Genomic DNA, 17,497 nt, shown 5'->3' with positions numbered 1-17,497 from the left:
TAGGCTGAGATTCGCAAGAATTTCAGCCTATTTCTTTTATTTTTTCTTCCAGCCAAAGTAGCCATATGTCTCAATCATCTCGGCGACTCCCTGTGGTAAAGAAGATTGCCAACCATCCTCTCCATTCTTTATCTTCTGAACAATATCACGCGAACGAATCTCCAAGTTCTTAGCATCATAGTTATGTATATCCACCACTTTTTCATTGAACTTGAAGAATTTATACAACTCCTTCATACGAGGAGGTACCTGAATATTATTGCTGGTAATAATCTGTCCTGTATCCTTATCCCGCATCGGATAGAGATAGATTTTGATATCCCTATAGAAGAGCTTACCGAAGGCCTCCAAAATTCCGCCACTCAGATGAGTATAATACTCCTCCTTGAAAATTGCAATAAGATTGTCCGCCCCCATGACCATTCCCATCTGTGCTTTGGTATAATTGGAGAAATACTCAGCTAAGCGATAATATTCCTTGAAGTTGGAGATAAGTACCTTGTAGCCCAAAGAGGAAAGAATACGCGCCCTGTCCATGAAATCTTGTTCGTCCAGCTCCCCTGAAGCTAAGAGATTGGAGAGAGTAATCTCAAAAATCACTTCTGTATTGTCCTTTTCTACTCCTTTTTCCTTGAGGAATAGCTCCAAGGAACGTTCCAACATATCGATATTCACATTGGCTACAGGGCGAAAACTACCCCTAATGGTCAGTATATTTTTCTTGTACAACTCTTCGGCGGGAAGTAGGTTGTTCCCCTGAGCATCGAACATTACAGCTTCGGTCATTCCATTTTTGATAAGCTGTAGACTCATCAAGCGATTGTCTATAGTGGCGAACTTAGGACCTGAGAAGTTAATCATATCAATCTCGATAAGATCCTTATCGATATGGTCATACAGATACCTGATGATACTATGAGGCTTATCAGCCTTATAAAAAGCACTATGAATAAGATTGACACCCAACTTTCCAAGTGTTTCTTGCTGAGCACGAGTTTCTATCTGGTGAAAGCGAATATGTAGAATAATATCATTGTACCCCCCTTCTGGTTCTGTTTGGAAGCGTATTCCTACCCAGCCATGACCTTTGTAACGCTTAGCAAAATCAATCGTAGTAACCGTATTGGCATAGGTAAAGAAGAGCTTATCAGGATATTTTTCTCTTGGCAAACGTTCTTCCAAGAGCTTGATCTCATGGCTGAGCATTTTCTTTAGGCGGCCTTCGGTCACATAGCGTCCGTCCTTCTCAGCACCATAGAGAGCATCACTAAAATTCTTGTCATAGGCACTCACCGCCTTGGCTATAGTGCCTGATGCTCCTCCTGCACGGAAGAAATAACGCACTGTTTCCTGTCCAGCACCTATCTCCGAGAAGGTGCCATAGATACGTTTGTTTAAATTGATACGCAATGCCTTAGCACTGAGTGAGGGAATTTCTTCGAAATCGCGATCCCCTTCTATATAAGTTCCCATATATGACTCTTTTTGAGTATTAAAATAAATGCCAAAGATACGAATATTTCCAGAAAAAGAAAAAATATTTTTTTTGGTTTTTAAGGCGCTAATTCAAAAGAAAATAGTACCTTTGTAGAAAAATTATAACAATGAAGTTTTTTATTGATACAGCCAACCTATCCCAGATACAAGAGGCTGAACACTTAGGTGTTTTGGACGGTGTAACTACCAACCCTTCCTTGATGGCCAAAGAAGGCATCAAAGGAGAAGCTAACATTCTCAAACACTATAAAGATATTTGTGAAATAGTCCAAGGGGATGTCTCTGCAGAAGTTATTGCCACTGACTACGAAGGAATCATCAAAGAAGGAGAAGCCTTGGCTGCACTGCACCCACAAATTGTCGTAAAAGTACCTATGATCAAAGATGGCATACGCGCCATTCGCTATTTTTCTCAAAAAGGAATCCGTACCAACTGTACCTTGGTATTTTCAGCAGGACAAGCACTACTGGCAGCAAAAGCTGGAGCTACCTATGTATCCCCTTTCATTGGTCGATTGGACGATGTCTCCACTGATGGTTTAGGGCTTATTGCCGATATTCGCCTAATCTATGATAACTATGGCTACGAGACTCAAGTACTGGCTGCTTCTGTAAGACATACTATGCATATCATAGAATGTGCTAAGATCGGAGCCGATGTGATCACTGCTCCCCTTTCGGCAATCTTAGGGCTACTCAAGCATCCTCTTACCGATATTGGCTTAGAAAAGTTCTTAGCTGATGCTAAAAAATAATAAAAAAGAGGCTATTCTTCTCGGATAGCCTCTTTTTCTTGGTTATCGTAGGCGAAAACGGATATAAGTAATCGGTTTTCCTTGTGCTAAATATTGCTTTTCATAAGTGGTCTGTATGCTTAGCACTTCAGAAGGTGCTCCCTCATTTCGATAGATATTATGATTGGCATAAAGCACTTCTTGCCCCATTCCGTGAAGTAGTCCTAAAGTATATCCATGTAGGAACTCACTATCTGTTTTTAGGTGAATAATACCCTCTTTGGATAAAATCTTTTTATACTTGCTTAGGAAATCCTCATTGGTAAGCCTATGCTTGGTACGCTTGTACTTTATCTGAGGATCAGGAAAAGTAATCCATATTTCAGATACTTCCTCTGCTGCAAAAAGATAATCAATGAGTTCTATTTGAGTTCTTAGGAACATTGCATTATCAATCTGCTCTTCCAAAGCTGTTTTTGCTCCTCTCCAAAAGCGAGCTCCCTTGATATCTATTCCTATGAAATTCTTATCAGGATATTGCTTGGCCAAATTGACCGTATACTCTCCTTTACCACAACCCAACTCTAACACAATAGGATGGGTATTCTTGAAGGCTTCTTTTGCCCATGCTCCCTTGAGAGGAAAAGTTCCTCCGAGCACCTCTTCCCTACTGGGCTGTATCACATTGGCAAATGTTTCGTTTTCTTTAAAACGTTTTAGTTTGTTTTTACTTCCCATGAAAATTAATATTCAATGATTAATGAATGTAAGAAATTGAACATTAATCATTATTGGCGTTAATATATTATAGTTCTTCTGCTTGTTCTATAAGCAAGGCAATATCAGTTACGGGGACTACTTCTCTTTGTTGGTTCTTCACCCCATCAGTGAGCATAGTATTGCAAAAGGGGCAAGCTGTCACGATGATTTCAGGACGTACCTCCAAGGCCTGAGCGGCACGGGCATTATTTATCTCACCAGTACCCTTTTCGGCCTCTTTGAACATCTGCGCGCCCCCTGCTCCACAGCAGAAGGAACGTGCTTTACTTTTCTTCATCTCCAGAATCTCTGCTTCGAGTTTTTCTAAAATCGCTCGTGGTGCCTCATATTCCCCATTACCACGTCCTAAGTAACAAGGATCGTGAAAAGTAATACGTTTCCCCTTGAACATGCCACCTTCGACCTTGAGTCTTCCTTCTTCCAAGAGCTGCTGAATAAGCTGTGTATGGTGCAATACCTCATAGTGTCCTCCCAAGGATGGATATTCGTTACGCAATGTATTGAAACAATGAGGACAGGCAGTTACTATTTTTGTAATACCATAGTTATTAAGCGTTTCTATATTGGTCAAGGCTTGCATCTGGAAGAGAAACTCATTTCCAGCACGCTTGGCAGGATCACCTGTACAGCCCTCCTCTGCACCAAGCACAGCAAAAGAAACCCCTGCCTTGTGAAGAATCTTAGCAAAGGCCTTGGTTACTCGGCGTGCCCGCTCATCAAAGCTACCTGCACAACCTATCCAGAAAAGGACATCGGGCTTAATCCCTTGTGCGCTAAGCTCCGCCATAGTAGGGACATGAAAGTTCATAGACATCTAATTTTTCAATCGGCAAAAGTACAAAAAAATAATGATTAATGATTAATGTACAATGATTAATCTCTAACCACTGACCTCTATCCCGAATAAGTATGTACACTCATCTGGGCGGTAGGAAGGTAATTAACGCCAAACCAACAGATAAGAAGCAAGACAAAGGCAATTCCTACAATAATAAAGCTTTGTAAGGGTTTCTTTTCCTTGTGATTATATTTGTGATGCAGATACATCAAATATCCCAACCAAGTGATAAAAGCCCATGTCTCCTTAGGATCCCAAGTCCAATAGTGTCCCCATGCCTCCTTAGCCCAAAGAGCTCCAAAGAGCAACCCAAAAGTAAGAAATACATAACCTATCTTGATAAGCTGATCAGTAATGGCAAAAACTGAATGTATTTCCTGTCCTTTCTTATACCGATAGATGCCATAAAAAGCTGTCAGGGAGGCCATACCCAGCATGGCATAAGCAAAGATATAAACGATCACATGCGGGATAAACCAGACACTCTGCAGCGCAGGCATCAGCGCTTTATTCATCGTATCAGGGTGTGTGTAAGTGAGCCCAACAAAAACGGTTCCCATTACAGACGAATAGCTAAGCATCCATTTCTGCCTATAGAGCAGGAAGATTGCATAGCCTATGAGCCCCATAAAAAAGGCATACCATATACGTGTCTCCGCCAAGGTACGCAAGGGAGGGCGTTCCAAATTCTTCCACAAGAGAATAATAAAGCCTCCTACAACCATCGTAGCCACCAAATGACTAATGACAGCCAAGCTCCAGAGGGCTTTGCTCTTGCTGTAAATAAGTCCTCCTGCTAAAAGCCATAAGGCTATAGTGAGGTAGGTAATAATATTGAAATAAGTCCACATAATAATAGTTGTTAGTTGTTAGTCGTTAGTCATTTGAATCTGACCACTGATCACTGATCACTGATCACTGACCGCTAACTTTTTTTTACTTCAAAGAGTAGCGCTATACCACCAACGATAAGTAGAAAAATACCCGTATAGACCACTGGTAGCCAAGGGTCGGAGACAAGCTCCACTACGCTGAGGTCTGACCAGCGCCCCATACGCTCATCATAACTAAGCTGATAGATACGCCACCCTCCTACGCTTATAGGATGATTTACCTCTATTTTCTCCTGAAGAATAGTGTTGCTCCCCTTCTGATAAATAAGCACTTCTGATTCAAACTTACGTGCTTCCGGAGGTGCCATAACAAGGGTATGCCCTTTATCTAAGTCTATAGCACGTGGAGGAAGTTGAAAATTCCCTGCGGAGATCCATTCCTTCTTCACTTGGTGCGTACGCAAATCCTCTACTGTGACTAAGGCAGCATTGGTAGCTCCCCACATAGTATGGTTGATATAAGTAGAATCGGTATCAGGTATTGCTTTTTCAAGATACTTATGTAGTGTCACCTTCCAGTTGAGCAAAGTGGCTTGTGCACCCTCTCTTTCGAGCATGAACCCTATGGGCTTCTCCTTAGGTAGAGAAGTCCCTGTGGTATCTATGACAAAAAGCTTGTTAGGATATATATCAATAGAAAAATTCTTAAGCTCTATGGCTATGGGGAGGCTTACTACCTTATCATCAGAAGTTTTTGCTTGCCACTGAGGAGTATCTTTTTTTAAATCCATCGTAAGGCGTACAATATCCCCTTGCCCTAAGACTCCAGCAAACATCACTAACCAAAGTCCAAAATGATTGAGCAAAAAAGCGATATTTTTACACTGATAGACCATAGAACGCTTGAGAATAGAGAACCAAAGATTGGTCAAAGACAAGACAAATACGAGACCAAAATACCAAGTCTTGGTAAGGTCATCCAAACCCATCTTTCCTAAAAAGCCACTAAGCTGATGAGGTTTTACATTGATACTCCCCAATCCAATGGTAAGCACCCCAAGAGTCACCACTGTAACGATAGCAAAAGGAGCTGAGGAACAACGAAGAATAAAGTTTGTCTTGCGAAAAAGAAAATAGCTCAAGGTAGTGAGCAGCACAAAGATAGCTCCCCCTACCACATTATAGGGAAAGCTAAACCAATTCTTGCTGATACTCCCTAAGGAGATTTGTAACACAAGCCCTACCACCACTGCGGTAAGAGAAAAAAGAATAGCAAAAGGATAAGACTTCATTAATAATGATTAATAGTTAATAATCAATGATTAATCAAAATATAAAAAGTAAGGGCGAATTGCCATTCGCCCCTACGTTTTTTTGCGGATCGCACTATTTTTGTGTAACTAAGCGACCTTCCTTCTTAGCTTCCTCGATCCACTTAGGAACGATAGTTTTAAGGAATTGTTTCTTAGCTGCTTCTTCTTTAGGTATATCTAAGCCAATTTCTTTTTGAGCTTTAGCTTTAGTACTGATATCAGGCATAACGAACTCAGCTGCGATATGCAATTTTTCTTTAAGCACATCCAAGTTCTTTTCTGCTTCAAGAGCATAAATAAGCCCATCACTAAGGAGACGCTCTGACTCTATAGGAGCATGGAAAGCCGCTCCATGTGAGGAGTGTACCATATCCCAACGCCATTGAGACTTACGGATAAGGGCTAAGGTGGGTTTCATTTGTTCTTCAGTTGCCCCATTGTCCCACAAGAATTTGGCTTTGAAGTGTACTTTAGCCAATTCCTTTTCAAGTTTTATACGCATACCATATACAGCATCTTGGCGGTCATATACATTCTTTCTAAGCTCTTCTTCACTTTGGCGGTGACAAGTTTGGCAGCTGGCAGAAATATTACGCAAAGGACTGGAGATTTGGTGGTCAGAGAACTTCACTGCTCCATCGGTCTTGTAGGGCATGTGGCAATCAGCACAAGATACTCCCCGTTGTCCGTGGATACCGAGCTGAGAAAGCTCATAATCGGGGTGTTGTGCCTTGATAATAGGAGCACGACTCACTTTATGAACATAGTCAGTCCAGCCTTCTTTGTCGTAGTATTCTTCCATTTTTTCCACAGTCATACCTTCATCCCATGGGAAAGTAAGATATTTCTTATCCCCTTTGAAGTAGTATTCTACGTGGCATTGAGCACAAACCAATGAACGCATTTCCTGATGAGTAGCCTTATTGATATCTTTTCCTTGGCGAGCAAAAGCTTCTGCAAGAGCAGGCTGATGTACTTCAAGCTTCATAGTCTTAGTATTGTGGCAAGTAGCACAACCAATAGGGTTTACTATTTCGCTACCCCACTTGTCCCAAGGAGCGCTATAGTATTCTTCCAAACCTACTTTCTTCATCAAGCGAGGTACATCAGGGCTTTTACAAGTCCAACAAGTACCTGGCTGAGGAGAGTGGGTAGAGTCGGTAGGTGCTCCTGTACGGAGGATCTTGGTAACATCCTCTATGGCATGCATATGCCCACGTGGTGCATTATACTCCTTAGAGAAAGCATAGCCAGCCCACAGAATTACCATTTCAGGACGTAGTGCCAAGAGATCATCATCCTGACTACTCATGTACTTGGATTGGAAAGTTGTGTCAGCAGTCGCTTCCCAAGAATCATACTGACGTGGGTAGAACTGAGCATAGAGCTCATTGCGACACTCTTGGTCTTCCAAATTGTTTCCTCCCTTAGCGATGAACTCGGCCTCATGAGACCTATTCATTATAGAATTAGCCAACAATCCTAACAAAAATGTTACGATAGCTAATATTCCTACTAATAACCAATTTCTCTTTTTCATCGTTGTATCAATTAGTTTTGTTTTTATATCAATTATTTTTTATCTTTTACTAAGTCTTGTATCCATTGAGGAGTATTCTCACCCATATCATCAATGATAGGAACTGGAGACGATGGCGCTGCATTGAGCCCTCTTACACGACTATGAGGCACTTCTCGGTGACAATCCCAGCAGAGTTTTCCATTGTCAGCGTGCGCCATAGGAGCCGTTACCTTACCTAACCTCACTTCACTGACAAGCGTACTATGACAGCGAATACAGTTCTCTTGTACTACCTTCTGCCCTGGAGCATGCATCTTAATCACTTGAGGTTCCATACGGAAGGTGAACATAGTAGCATGCCTAAGTCCATCATTAGCCTTGAAGTAATACTTACGAAATACATTATCATGAGGCACATGACAATCATTACACACTGTATTACGTCCATGTGAAGAATGCAACCAAGTGGCATATTCTGGCTCCATAATATGGCAGTTCACACATGCTTTAGGATCATCAGAAAGATAGGAATGCGCCTTGGAAAGGTAGAATATATACCCACACAAGCCTATCACAATCCCTACTAAAGAAGGAATCAGATACTTAAAAATTTTATTTTTTTTAAGATTGCTTTCATTAGAAGACGTTGCCATTTTGATTTTTGTTTTTATATCTTTTCTGCTGCAAAAATAGGTGTTTTCTTTCATTCTACAAAATGAAAATAGCTTTTTTCAGTATTTTATTCTTATTCTAAATAAAGATATTTTAACACTTATATGTCCGATTTTTCAAAGATTACTTTTTTGTTTTCCTAAAGGACAAGAAGCAACCATTAAGTACCTGCGACCAACGGCTGTTCACTCGTCCATCTAACAAATTATTTCAAGAAAAATATCAAGAATTAAAAAAATAAATGTATTTTTGCCACAGTTTTTAATATCATACAAATATTTTCAAGGATGAATACGCTTATAGAAGGGACAACTATACTGATAGACAAGCCTTTGCACTGGAGTTCTTTTCAAGCGGTCAATAAGCTCAAATGGGCTATCATCAAAAAATACCACTTAAAAAAGTTCAAAATAGGCCATGCAGGCACTCTCGACCCTTTGGCTACTGGTTTGCTTATCCTATGTACAGGGAAGCATACCAAGCTGATTTCGTCCCTACAGGATGCCCCCAAGACCTATACTGGTACTATCGCCTTGGGAGCGACTACTCCCTCGTATGATTTGGAAACTGAGATAGACGCTCGCTTTGCAACCTCTCATATCACAGAAGAACTAATAGAGCAAGTAAGAATGCAATTCACTGGGGTGCTCCTACAAGCCCCACCCCTATTTTCAGCTATTAAGAAAGACGGGAAACGCCTGTATGAACTGGCTCGCAAAGGAGAAGTTACCGAAATACCAGAAAGAGAAATTACCATTCATTCTTTAGCTCTCACTCCTTCAGGAGAGAATACCCTTTCCTTTGAAGTGCACTGTAGCAAAGGTACTTATATACGCTCCTTAGCTCATGACATAGGAAAAGCCCTAGGAAGTGGTGCCCACTTAACCTCACTCAGACGCACTCAGATAGGAAATCATTCCGTTGCAGATGCCCTATCCCCCGATGCTTTTGTAGAACTTTTAAATACCAACATATGAAACTAACACAATTCCTCAAACGCGAATTCCAATCCTTAGGGATGTCACGGCAAGAAACAGCCTTTGTCATCACCCTCTCAATCATGCTCTGTATATTGGTTTCTTTCATTATTGTAAGAGTGAACAACAAGCCCGAAGAGATATGGCTTGAAGTACCTTCCACAGAAGAAATCACTAAGCTATTGGAAGAACAAGAAAAACTCGAAGATCCCCAAACAGAGGAAGACAAACCCGCTGACAACTCCCAAGTAACTACCCGCGCCTACAACGAAGCCGATTCACGTATAAAACAAGCCGAGGATCTCGAGACCTTGGATGATCTCTTGGCCAAACAAGAGGCTGAAAACGCCTCTGGAGAAGGCGAAAATAGCCCTGAAGAAGGCGAAGGTACTGAACCGCCTAAGGTAGAACCTCACAAGGTCAATGATGGAATGTCTTTCAAGGAATTAGAGAAATACAAAGCCCAGCCTAAAGATAAGAAAGCCAATAAGCGTACTCTTATTTCCTACTCCTTGGTAGGAAGAGATGCTGTCTCTGAACTACCTAATCCTGTATATACGTGCGATGCTTCGGGTAAGGTAGTTATCAATATCACTGTAGATGGACAAGGACATGTCATAGAAGCCTCCTACAACAAAAGTGCTTCTTCTACAGCCAATGGATGCTTGATAGACAATGCTATCTATTACGCGCGAAAAGCTCGCTTTAACAAGGATAGCAAGATCAAACAAATCGGAACCATTACCTATTTATTTCAATGATACGAACTGCTTTTCCCCAGGATGCTCCCTCTGTAGCTCCCCTTATGTTTCAGGCCATGTCTGACATTGTTTTCAAGCTTATAAATCGAAATGACCCCAAGGAGGCCACCCGATTCTTGGAAAGACTTTTTATCCAAAAAAACAACCAGTATTCTTATGAGAATACATTGGTCTACGAAAAGGACAATCAGATTCTTGGTTCATTGGTCTATTACAATGGAGCACATATAGCCACGCTCTCTCAAACAGTATTTGACTTTGTTCATTCCTCCTACGGACATCATATCCGCTTGGAGCCTGAGACTCAGGCAGGGGAATATTATATAGATACCCTAAGTGTGTCGCCAAAAGTACAAGGCAAAGGAATAGGCTCCTCCCTACTGCTTCACCTCAAGGAACAGCTCAAGGGAGAAACTATAGGACTATTAGTATCCATGGAGAACCCCCAAGCGGAAAAACTATACCAGCGAATGGGATTTGCCTATGCGGATATGAAAATGTTAGCAGGAGCTCCCTACAAGCACCTGATATACCAATCATAGAGCGTTAATTAATCATTAAACATTACTCCATCAATCATTGGATTTATTATCTTTGCATAAACAATAACTGATTACTTATGAATATAAAAACTTTACAAGAGAAAATAGAGAATGCATGGGAAAACCGCCGTCTCCTCTCCGACGAGGTCACCATGAATGCCATTGATGCAACCATAGACTTGCTTGATCGTGGAGAACTCCGAGTAGCCACTCCCTCTGATAAGGGATGGCAAGTACACGAATGGATAAAGAAAGCAGTTATTCTATACTTTCCTTTCCGCAAAATGGAAACCAAAGAGGTAGGTATCTTCGAATACTATGACAAGATTCCCCTCAAGCATAATTACGAAGACAAGGGTGTACGTGTAGTACCTCCTGCTACCGCACGTCGTGGGGCTTTTTTAGCTTCAGGAGTTGTACTGATGCCTTCCTATGTAAATATCGGAGCTTATGTGGATAGTGGTACCATGGTAGATACATGGGCTACAGTGGGTAGTTGTGCCCAAGTAGGAAAGAATGTGCACATCAGTGGAGGGGTAGGTATCGGAGGAGTGTTGGAGCCCTTGCAAGCAGCCCCTGTAATCATAGAAGATGGAGCTTTCTTAGGATCTCGCTCCATCATTGTAGAAGGTGTACGTGTAGAGAAAGAAGCTGTCTTAGGTGCCAATGTAGTACTGACTGCCTCCACCAAGATTATAGATGTAACAGGCGAAAAACCTGTAGCATACAAGGGCTATGTCCCTGCCCGCTCCGTGGTAATCCCTGGTAGCTATACCAAGCAATTCCCTGCTGGCGCTTATCAGGTTCCCTGCGCCCTTATCATTGGCCAACGCAAAGCCTCTACCGACCTAAAAACCTCTCTCAATGAGGCTCTTAGGGATTTTAATGTGGCGGTGTAAACTAATATAATTGTTATATTTTTGTTAATTACATCTTTTTCTTACAACTACGCAAAAACATTGCGTAATAGGGTTGTAACTTTGCACCCAGAAAGAGAAAAAGAACCTCTATAACAAAACAAATTTATAACATATTAGGACAGTAGCTCAATTGGGTAGAGCAGGTAATGGTAAGATTATTTCCATGCGAGGTCAATTACCATTTACTTCTGAGCTTCTAACTCCCGGGTTGTGGGTTCGAGTCCCACCTGTCCTACAAAAACAACTAAGAAAGGTCAAACAGAAGTTACTTCTCTCTTTTAGGTTAAGATTTACTTCTGTGATTACCTTTCTTTTTTTATTGTATCACACTATGGGAAAAACAATCAACATACAAAAAGTTGCCCTTAGGCAAAACACCCTTTATATTCCTGATAGTATGGTCTCACAAAGAGCCATACAGCCAGGTACCTTGGAACTAGTAGCTGCCCTACGCCAACATGGTTTTGGGGTTACTGAAGAGCTTTTGCACGCTATCAATGGTACTACCAATGAGTATCGTCAGTCAGTTGTCAAGGTGATAAAAGAGGTACTGAATGTAAAACTCAACTGGGCACCCCTTATCAAGAATTGGGAAGTGCCTACAGGGGAAAGCTTCATTGATCACCTTATCACCGCTTTCTATAATCAATATCCTGATTTGATAAAGTCTGACAACTATGTCAGCTATTGGTATGATTATGATGATTACTACGAAGCAAACGATATTAAGGACTACAATAGAGAATATTTCACCCATAAGCATGAGCGTTTTTTAGCCTGTGGGCACTATATCCCTTATGGCACCTTCCCTTTGTGGCGCTACAATGGCTGTCCTTTCTGTGGAACCCCTTTTGAGATAGGTAAGATAGAACATACCGAGCAAGGCAGCAAACTCAAAATCCTTGATCTATGGCGTGAAGCAGAAGCGAATACCTTTTTCCAAAACCTACTAAGCTCAAAAACAGCCTTGGATGCCACTCAGGCAGATTCGCTTAAATTGCTATTACCTTATTTCTCGGTGGATCCCCAGACTCATATTGGTATGAAGGAAACCCTTGTCTTGGTAGTAGATAACTATATTGCTCAAGGTAAGGAAGCGGAAGCGGGTGCTTGTTTTAGCTCTCCTACCGATATATTGCGCTATTTGTGGTATAAAAAAACCAGTTTTTTACAAATCGTAGAGCCTAAGACTATCATCAAGAAAGAAGCGCTAAATCACAGCCATATTACCAAATCTTTAGACAAGCACCTCTCTGCCAAAGAAAGAGCACAAAAAGAACTCAAGCTCAAGTACTCCCGCCAAGAATGTGCTCGCGTAGCTCGTTGGCTCAATGCCTTACCGCTTTCAGCAGAAAAGGCTTGTGAGATTATGCATCCTAAGCGTGAGATGTGGGTGCGCTTTATCCGTGCCTTACGTTTGGCAGAATACAGCAAAAAGAAGGGCTTTGAAAAGCTTGCTACCCTTTTGGACGTATTCTATAATGAGCGTTATAGTGTATGGCAAGCTGAGCTTAATACCGCCTACCTAAACATGGATAGTGAAAAGGCTTTTTCCTTGCTTAAACAGCGTCCTGGGGTCTTTGCTCGTTCTCTCTTTGCTTGTATGCTTTGGCTGGGAGCTGACGAGACACTTGAGGCTTTCAAGGAAATCATAGACCAAGTGCCTACTCGCCTACTCTTTACCCTGAATATGTATGCCGATTTGTACTTTAGCAAAGAAGGTAAACGCAGCGTACAGACTATTTTAGGAACTCGAGTAGAAATCCCTAAGCACCCTTTGGTTGTCGGAAGCTATAATGAGGAGCAATTGGCTGAGATGAAAGCTAAGATAGAAGACCTTTGCTTATGGAGCATCCAACGTCAGTTTGCTAAGGAAGAAAACAAGAACCAATCTATCTATATAGACCCACAACTCTATCATATTCCATTACCTATAGGGGATAGAAGTAATAATGTACATGACTTTAATGCCACCCTTATGGGTACCCACTTCCCATTGGAGGGCAACGAAATACGCCTTTTTATGCAATGGGGGAAAGACCTGCCAGCTCAACACTTGGATATGGACTTGTCCTGCCGTATTGTCTATAAAGACAGAACAGACATCTGCTATTTCCACAATCTTACCACCTTAGGTTGCCAGCATAGTGGGGATATCCGCAGTATTCCTGATAAGGTAGGTACGGCCGAGTATATCAATATTGATGTCAATACCCTACGCCAGCACAAGGCTAAATATGTACTTTTTACCTGCAATGCGTATTCCAATGGTGCTTTGTCGCCTAACTTAGTCGTAGGTTGGATGGATAGTAAGCATAAGATGAAAGTATCCGAACGTACAGGGGTTGCTTATGACCCTTCTGCGGTGATTCATCAGGTGCGTATTACTCAGCCCTTACAGAAGGGACTCCTTTTTGGAGTGTTGGATGTAGAGGCTAAAGAGATTATCTGGATGGAGCTCCCTTTCCAAGGACAAGTAGTGCAAGCACTTTCTATAATTGGGGTAAAAACCCTCTTAGAGAAACTCAATAGCAAGCTCACTATCGGTAACCTACTGGCGATCAAGGCTGAGGCACAAGGTCTACAACAAGTAGATGACCCTTCCCTTGCCGATGAAGTCTATGATATGCAATGGGCAGGGCAAGGTAATGTCAGTAAATTATTTTTAGGGTAATTTCCTAAATATATTTTTCTCTTTAAAGAAAATGTATTACATTTGTGGCAATTTTAAAAGTAATACCATGAATCACAACATTAAACCAGGAGTTGCAGTAGGAAAAGAAGTGCAAGAGATTTTCCAATATGCAAAGCAAAAAGGATTTGCCCTCCCCGCAGCAAATGTTATCAGTTCTAACAGTATCAATGGTGTATTGGAAGCTGCTGTGGCTATGAAAGCACCCGTAATTATCCAATTCTCCAACGGAGGAGCTCAATTTATGGCAGGCAAGGGTCTTTCCAACGAAGGTCAAAAAGCCGCTATATTAGGGGCTATCGTAGGGGCCAAGCAAGTACACCAGTTAGCTGAAGCTTATGGAGCTACAGTTATCCTACATACTGACCACTGTGCTAAGAAATTGCTTCCTTGGATAGATGGGCTATTGGATGCCTCTGAGGAACATTTCAAGGCTACTGGCAAGCCTCTTTTCAGTTCTCACATGATTGACCTTTCAGAGGAACCACTGAAAGAGAATATCGAAATCTGTAAGAAATACCTTGAGCGTATGAGCAAAATGGGGATGACGCTTGAGATAGAACTTGGTATCACTGGAGGAGAAGAAGATGGAGTAGATAACTCCGATGCGGATGAGTCTCGCCTATACACCCAGCCTGAAGATGTGGCTTATGCTTACGAAGAGCTCCTCAAGGTAAGTCCACAATTTACCATTGCAGCAGCTTTCGGTAATGTACACGGTGTATACAAGCCAGGGAATGTGAAACTTACCCCTAAGATCCTAAGAAACTCACAAGAGTATATCTCTAAGAAATACAATGTAGCACACAACACTATTGACTTTGTATTCCACGGAGGTTCAGGCTCTACTCTCGAGGAAATCCGTGAGGCAATTAGCTATGGGGTAGTTAAGATGAATATAGACACCGACCTACAATATGCCTTCACCGAAGGGGTACGTGACTATATGAAGAACAAAGCCGCTTACCTACAAAGCCAGATAGGAAATCCTGAAGGAGCGGATGTACCTAATAAAAAGTACTATGACCCTCGTGTATGGCTCAGAGAAGGAGAAAAGACTTTCATAGCTCGTGTGAAGAAAGCCTTCGAAGACCTCAATAATGTAAATACCTTATAATCGTATTTAAAAGTAAAGAACAAAGAATAAAAAGTAAAAAGTGAAGAATTACTATAAGGTAGTTCTTCACTTTTTCATTTTTCACTCTTCACTTTCAAAGGTTGCCATTGCCTCATAGAAATCCTGCTCATCGATACCAAGATTTTGGCAAAGCCACTTAGCGCCTGATAGGTAGTTCATCCTCTCCTTTCCTGAGATCATAAGAGGCATTTCCCCTTCAGGAGTAACAAGATAGGTAGTTTGTCCATTTTCTATATAATCAGCAGTGACATAGGGCATGAGTCGTAGTTGATTCTCTGTAGCTTCTGCTATAGAAGAGAGCGGGGAATCTTCTTGATTATACACCAAGATTCCACCTTTGGTGATAGTATTGATAAAATCAGCATATACCTCCTTTGAAGTCTCCTCAATATGGCTAACCAAAGCCAAGGTAGGTGCATAGGTATGGAATATTGGAGCCTTATCCACTTCACTATAGGATTCATTGCCTTCTATCAAAACAAATTCCGCTCCTGTAGAAAATCTACAAGAAGGCTTATCCCCTATGGGCGTTTCTAAAAAATAGTCTATTTCTTTGGAGAAATATTCCATTGTATGTAGTACCATAGCCGCTATTTCTTCCCTACCCTGGGTGCCAGTGACAACCACTCGGGTTTTTAGCTTATGAAGTTGGTATAGGAAAGCTCCATAAGAATAAATAGGCAACTGGAGTTCTTGGGCTTTTTGCCATTGCGGATCGGAAGTGGAGATATCTTGAGCTATAACCACCACTTCTGTATCAGAGGTAGGCATTGCCCCAGAGACGCTCTCCGACACCTCATGTAGTGGAGAGAGTCCCTCTATAAGGGCTTGTAAAAAAGGTTCTCCCTGAGTAATAAAGTGTATTTTCATCGTTGTTATTTAGAACTGCAAATTTACAAAAAAATAGCTTTCTATTCTGATTTTTTCTCAATTATATGTTTTATCTTTGCTGCGTAAAACTATATAAAATTATTTTTATGAACAGATTTAGAAAAATGGTAACCGTAGTTACTGCTCTTTTTGCCTTGCAGGCTACTATGGCACAGGATGATGTACAAATCACTTTTGACAAACTTCCTGCCAAGGATGAGGGTATTGTAAAAGCCTATTCCCCTAAAGATGATGTACAAATCACTTTTGACGAACTTCCTGCCAAGGCTCAGAGTTTTGTAAAAACCCATTTCCCTAAAGAAGAAGTCGCTTCAGTATGGAAAGACATAGAAATAGAAATGCTTCGTGTAGAGGATTATACAGTAGCTCTAAGCAATGGAACCAAAGTAGAATTCCTTCCTAATGGAGAATGGAAAGAAATAAAAAAATCAAGAGGTTCTGAAATTCCTGCAAAGATTATTCCTAATGGGATTGCCCAATATGTAAGCCAGAATTACAGTGGTCATCCTATTAAGAAAATCAGTAAAGAACGCAATGGATACGAAGTAGAACTCATTGGAGGAACTTATTTAGAATTTAGCCGAAACGGAAAATTCCTACGTATAGGCGACTAATCAAAAATAAAAAAATCGGGAGTACATCCCGATTTTTTATTCATTCATACTCATAAGGAACTCTTCATAGTCCTTTGTTTTCTTCATTCTATCTTGGATAAGCCCGACAACTTCCATTATATTCATATCGGATAGGTACTTACGAACAATCCTCATACGCTGGAGTGTATTTTCATCCTCTCTATAATAAAGTGTATTTTCATCGTTGTTATTTAGAACTGCAAATTTACAAAAAAATAGCTTTCTATTCTGATTTTTTTTCAATTATATGTTTTATCTTTGCTGCATAAAACTATATAAAATTATTTTTATGAACAGATTTAGAAAAATGGTAACCGTAGTTACTGCTCTTTTTGCCTTGCAGGCTGCTATGGCACAGGATGATGTACAAATCACTTTTGACAAACTTCCTGCCAAGGCTCAGAATTTTGTAAAAACCCATTTCCCTAAAGAAGAAGTCGCTTCAGTATGGAAAGATACAGAGATGCTTCGTGTAGAAGATTATACAGTAGCTCTAAGCAATGGAACCGAAGTAGAATTCCTTCCTAATGGAGAATGGAAAGAAATAAAATCAAGAGGTTCTGAAATTCCTGCTTCCATCATTCCTTCAGGTATTAGAGATTATGTAAAGAAGAATTATGCCTCTTCTACTATTAAGGATATTAAGAAAAAACGCTATGGCTATGAAGTGGAACTCACAGGAGATATTGACTTAGAGTTCAACTCCAAAGGAAAATTTCTTAGAGTAGATGATTAATAAAAAAAATCGGGAA

At 40.9% G+C, this 17,497-nt stretch carries 17 protein-coding genes and 1 tRNA gene; 10 read left to right on the top strand and 8 right to left on the bottom strand.

Annotation, left to right across the window (positions count from 1 at the left end; all coding sequences use genetic code 11):
• Nucleotides 1-36: 36 nt before the first annotated feature.
• Nucleotides 37-1,473 (bottom strand): hypothetical protein, encoded by a 1,437-nt coding sequence (locus CAPGI0001_RS06235; RefSeq protein ID WP_002667673.1) that lies wholly within the window; start codon nt 1,471-1,473, stop codon nt 37-39.
• Between the two features lie 131 nt (nt 1,474-1,604).
• Here CAPGI0001_RS06235 and fsa point away from each other — a divergent pair, with 131 nt between their 5' ends.
• Nucleotides 1,605-2,252 carry a fructose-6-phosphate aldolase gene (fsa, locus tag CAPGI0001_RS06230; protein WP_002667824.1) on the top strand — a complete coding sequence of 216 codons (648 nt, stop codon included), beginning with the start codon at nt 1,605-1,607 and terminating at the stop codon, nt 2,250-2,252.
• Between the two features lie 42 nt (nt 2,253-2,294).
• Here the strand turns inward: fsa and trmB are convergent, their stop codons facing one another.
• The 6 genes from trmB to nrfH all read right to left on the bottom strand — a co-directional run bounded on the left by trmB (nt 2,295) and on the right by nrfH (nt 8,170).
• A complete protein-coding gene (trmB, locus tag CAPGI0001_RS06225; RefSeq protein WP_002667704.1) occupies nt 2,295-2,969 on the bottom strand; it encodes a tRNA (guanosine(46)-N7)-methyltransferase TrmB in 675 nt (224 codons plus the stop codon).
• Between the two features lie 67 nt (nt 2,970-3,036).
• Complete coding sequence (locus CAPGI0001_RS06220; protein ID WP_002667693.1) at nt 3,037-3,825, bottom strand: (Fe-S)-binding protein; 789 nt, start codon at nt 3,823-3,825, stop codon at nt 3,037-3,039.
• Nucleotides 3,826-3,905: 80 nt separating this feature from the next.
• On the bottom strand, nt 3,906-4,700 hold the full coding sequence (gene ccsA, locus CAPGI0001_RS06215; RefSeq protein ID WP_002667797.1) for a cytochrome c biogenesis protein CcsA: 795 nt from the start codon (nt 4,698-4,700) through the stop codon (nt 3,906-3,908).
• A gap of 74 nt (nt 4,701-4,774) precedes the next feature.
• Nucleotides 4,775-5,974 carry a cytochrome c biogenesis ResB family protein gene (locus tag CAPGI0001_RS06210; protein ID WP_002667776.1) on the bottom strand — a complete coding sequence of 400 codons (1,200 nt, stop codon included), beginning with the start codon at nt 5,972-5,974 and terminating at the stop codon, nt 4,775-4,777.
• A 94-nt stretch (nt 5,975-6,068) separates the two neighbouring features.
• Entirely contained in the window at nt 6,069-7,535 is a 1,467-nt protein-coding gene (nrfA, locus tag CAPGI0001_RS06205) for an ammonia-forming cytochrome c nitrite reductase (protein WP_002667808.1), read from the bottom strand.
• 32 nt (nt 7,536-7,567) lie between these two features.
• Nucleotides 7,568-8,170: a cytochrome c nitrite reductase small subunit gene (nrfH, locus tag CAPGI0001_RS06200; protein ID WP_040359833.1), complete on the bottom strand. Its 603-nt coding sequence runs from the start codon at nt 8,168-8,170 to the stop codon at nt 7,568-7,570.
• A gap of 306 nt (nt 8,171-8,476) precedes the next feature.
• On the opposite strand from nrfH, the gene truB reads away from it, so the two are divergent.
• The 7 genes from truB (at nt 8,477) to fbaA (ending at nt 15,198) form a co-directional block, all read left to right on the top strand.
• On the top strand, nt 8,477-9,166 hold the full coding sequence (truB, locus tag CAPGI0001_RS06195) for a tRNA pseudouridine(55) synthase TruB (RefSeq protein WP_002667699.1): 690 nt from the start codon (nt 8,477-8,479) through the stop codon (nt 9,164-9,166).
• Entirely contained in the window at nt 9,163-9,927 is a 765-nt protein-coding gene (locus CAPGI0001_RS06190) for an energy transducer TonB family protein (protein WP_002667659.1), read from the top strand. The genes truB and CAPGI0001_RS06190 overlap by 4 nt, the downstream gene beginning before the upstream one ends.
• On the top strand, nt 9,924-10,469 hold the full coding sequence (locus tag CAPGI0001_RS06185) for a GNAT family N-acetyltransferase (RefSeq protein WP_002667799.1): 546 nt from the start codon (nt 9,924-9,926) through the stop codon (nt 10,467-10,469). Before CAPGI0001_RS06190 ends, CAPGI0001_RS06185 begins: the two co-directional genes overlap by 4 nt.
• Before the next feature lie 77 nt (nt 10,470-10,546).
• Nucleotides 10,547-11,368, top strand: a complete 822-nt coding sequence (locus CAPGI0001_RS06180) for a 2,3,4,5-tetrahydropyridine-2,6-dicarboxylate N-succinyltransferase (RefSeq protein ID WP_002667874.1) — start codon at nt 10,547-10,549, stop codon at nt 11,366-11,368.
• Between the two features lie 136 nt (nt 11,369-11,504).
• Nucleotides 11,505-11,624: transfer RNA gene (locus tag CAPGI0001_RS12945), tRNA-OTHER, on the top strand.
• Nucleotides 11,625-11,720: 96 nt separating this feature from the next.
• The gene (locus tag CAPGI0001_RS06175) at nt 11,721-14,063 is read left to right on the top strand and encodes a TerD family protein (RefSeq protein WP_002667847.1); all 2,343 of its coding nucleotides are present in this window, start codon (nt 11,721-11,723) and stop codon (nt 14,061-14,063) included.
• A gap of 67 nt (nt 14,064-14,130) precedes the next feature.
• Nucleotides 14,131-15,198 carry a class II fructose-bisphosphate aldolase gene (fbaA, locus tag CAPGI0001_RS06170; protein ID WP_002667754.1) on the top strand — a complete coding sequence of 356 codons (1,068 nt, stop codon included), beginning with the start codon at nt 14,131-14,133 and terminating at the stop codon, nt 15,196-15,198.
• 81 nt (nt 15,199-15,279) lie between these two features.
• Here the strand turns inward: fbaA and CAPGI0001_RS06165 are convergent, their stop codons facing one another.
• Entirely contained in the window at nt 15,280-16,089 is an 810-nt protein-coding gene (locus tag CAPGI0001_RS06165; RefSeq protein WP_002667911.1) for a hypothetical protein, read from the bottom strand.
• A gap of 107 nt (nt 16,090-16,196) precedes the next feature.
• Between CAPGI0001_RS06165 and CAPGI0001_RS06160 the strand changes: the two genes are divergently transcribed.
• Both CAPGI0001_RS06160 and CAPGI0001_RS06150 read left to right on the top strand, forming a co-directional pair.
• Nucleotides 16,197-16,724, top strand: a complete 528-nt coding sequence (locus CAPGI0001_RS06160; protein WP_002667756.1) for a PepSY-like domain-containing protein — start codon at nt 16,197-16,199, stop codon at nt 16,722-16,724.
• Nucleotides 16,725-17,034: 310 nt separating this feature from the next.
• Nucleotides 17,035-17,481: a PepSY-like domain-containing protein gene (locus CAPGI0001_RS06150; RefSeq protein WP_002667872.1), complete on the top strand. Its 447-nt coding sequence runs from the start codon at nt 17,035-17,037 to the stop codon at nt 17,479-17,481.
• Nucleotides 17,482-17,497 lie beyond the last annotated feature (16 nt).

The sequence above is a fragment of the Capnocytophaga gingivalis ATCC 33624 genome (assembly GCF_000174755.1).
GTDB lineage: Bacteria > Bacteroidota > Bacteroidia > Flavobacteriales > Flavobacteriaceae > Capnocytophaga > Capnocytophaga gingivalis.
This window is presented reverse-complemented; position numbering and strand designations above follow the sequence as displayed.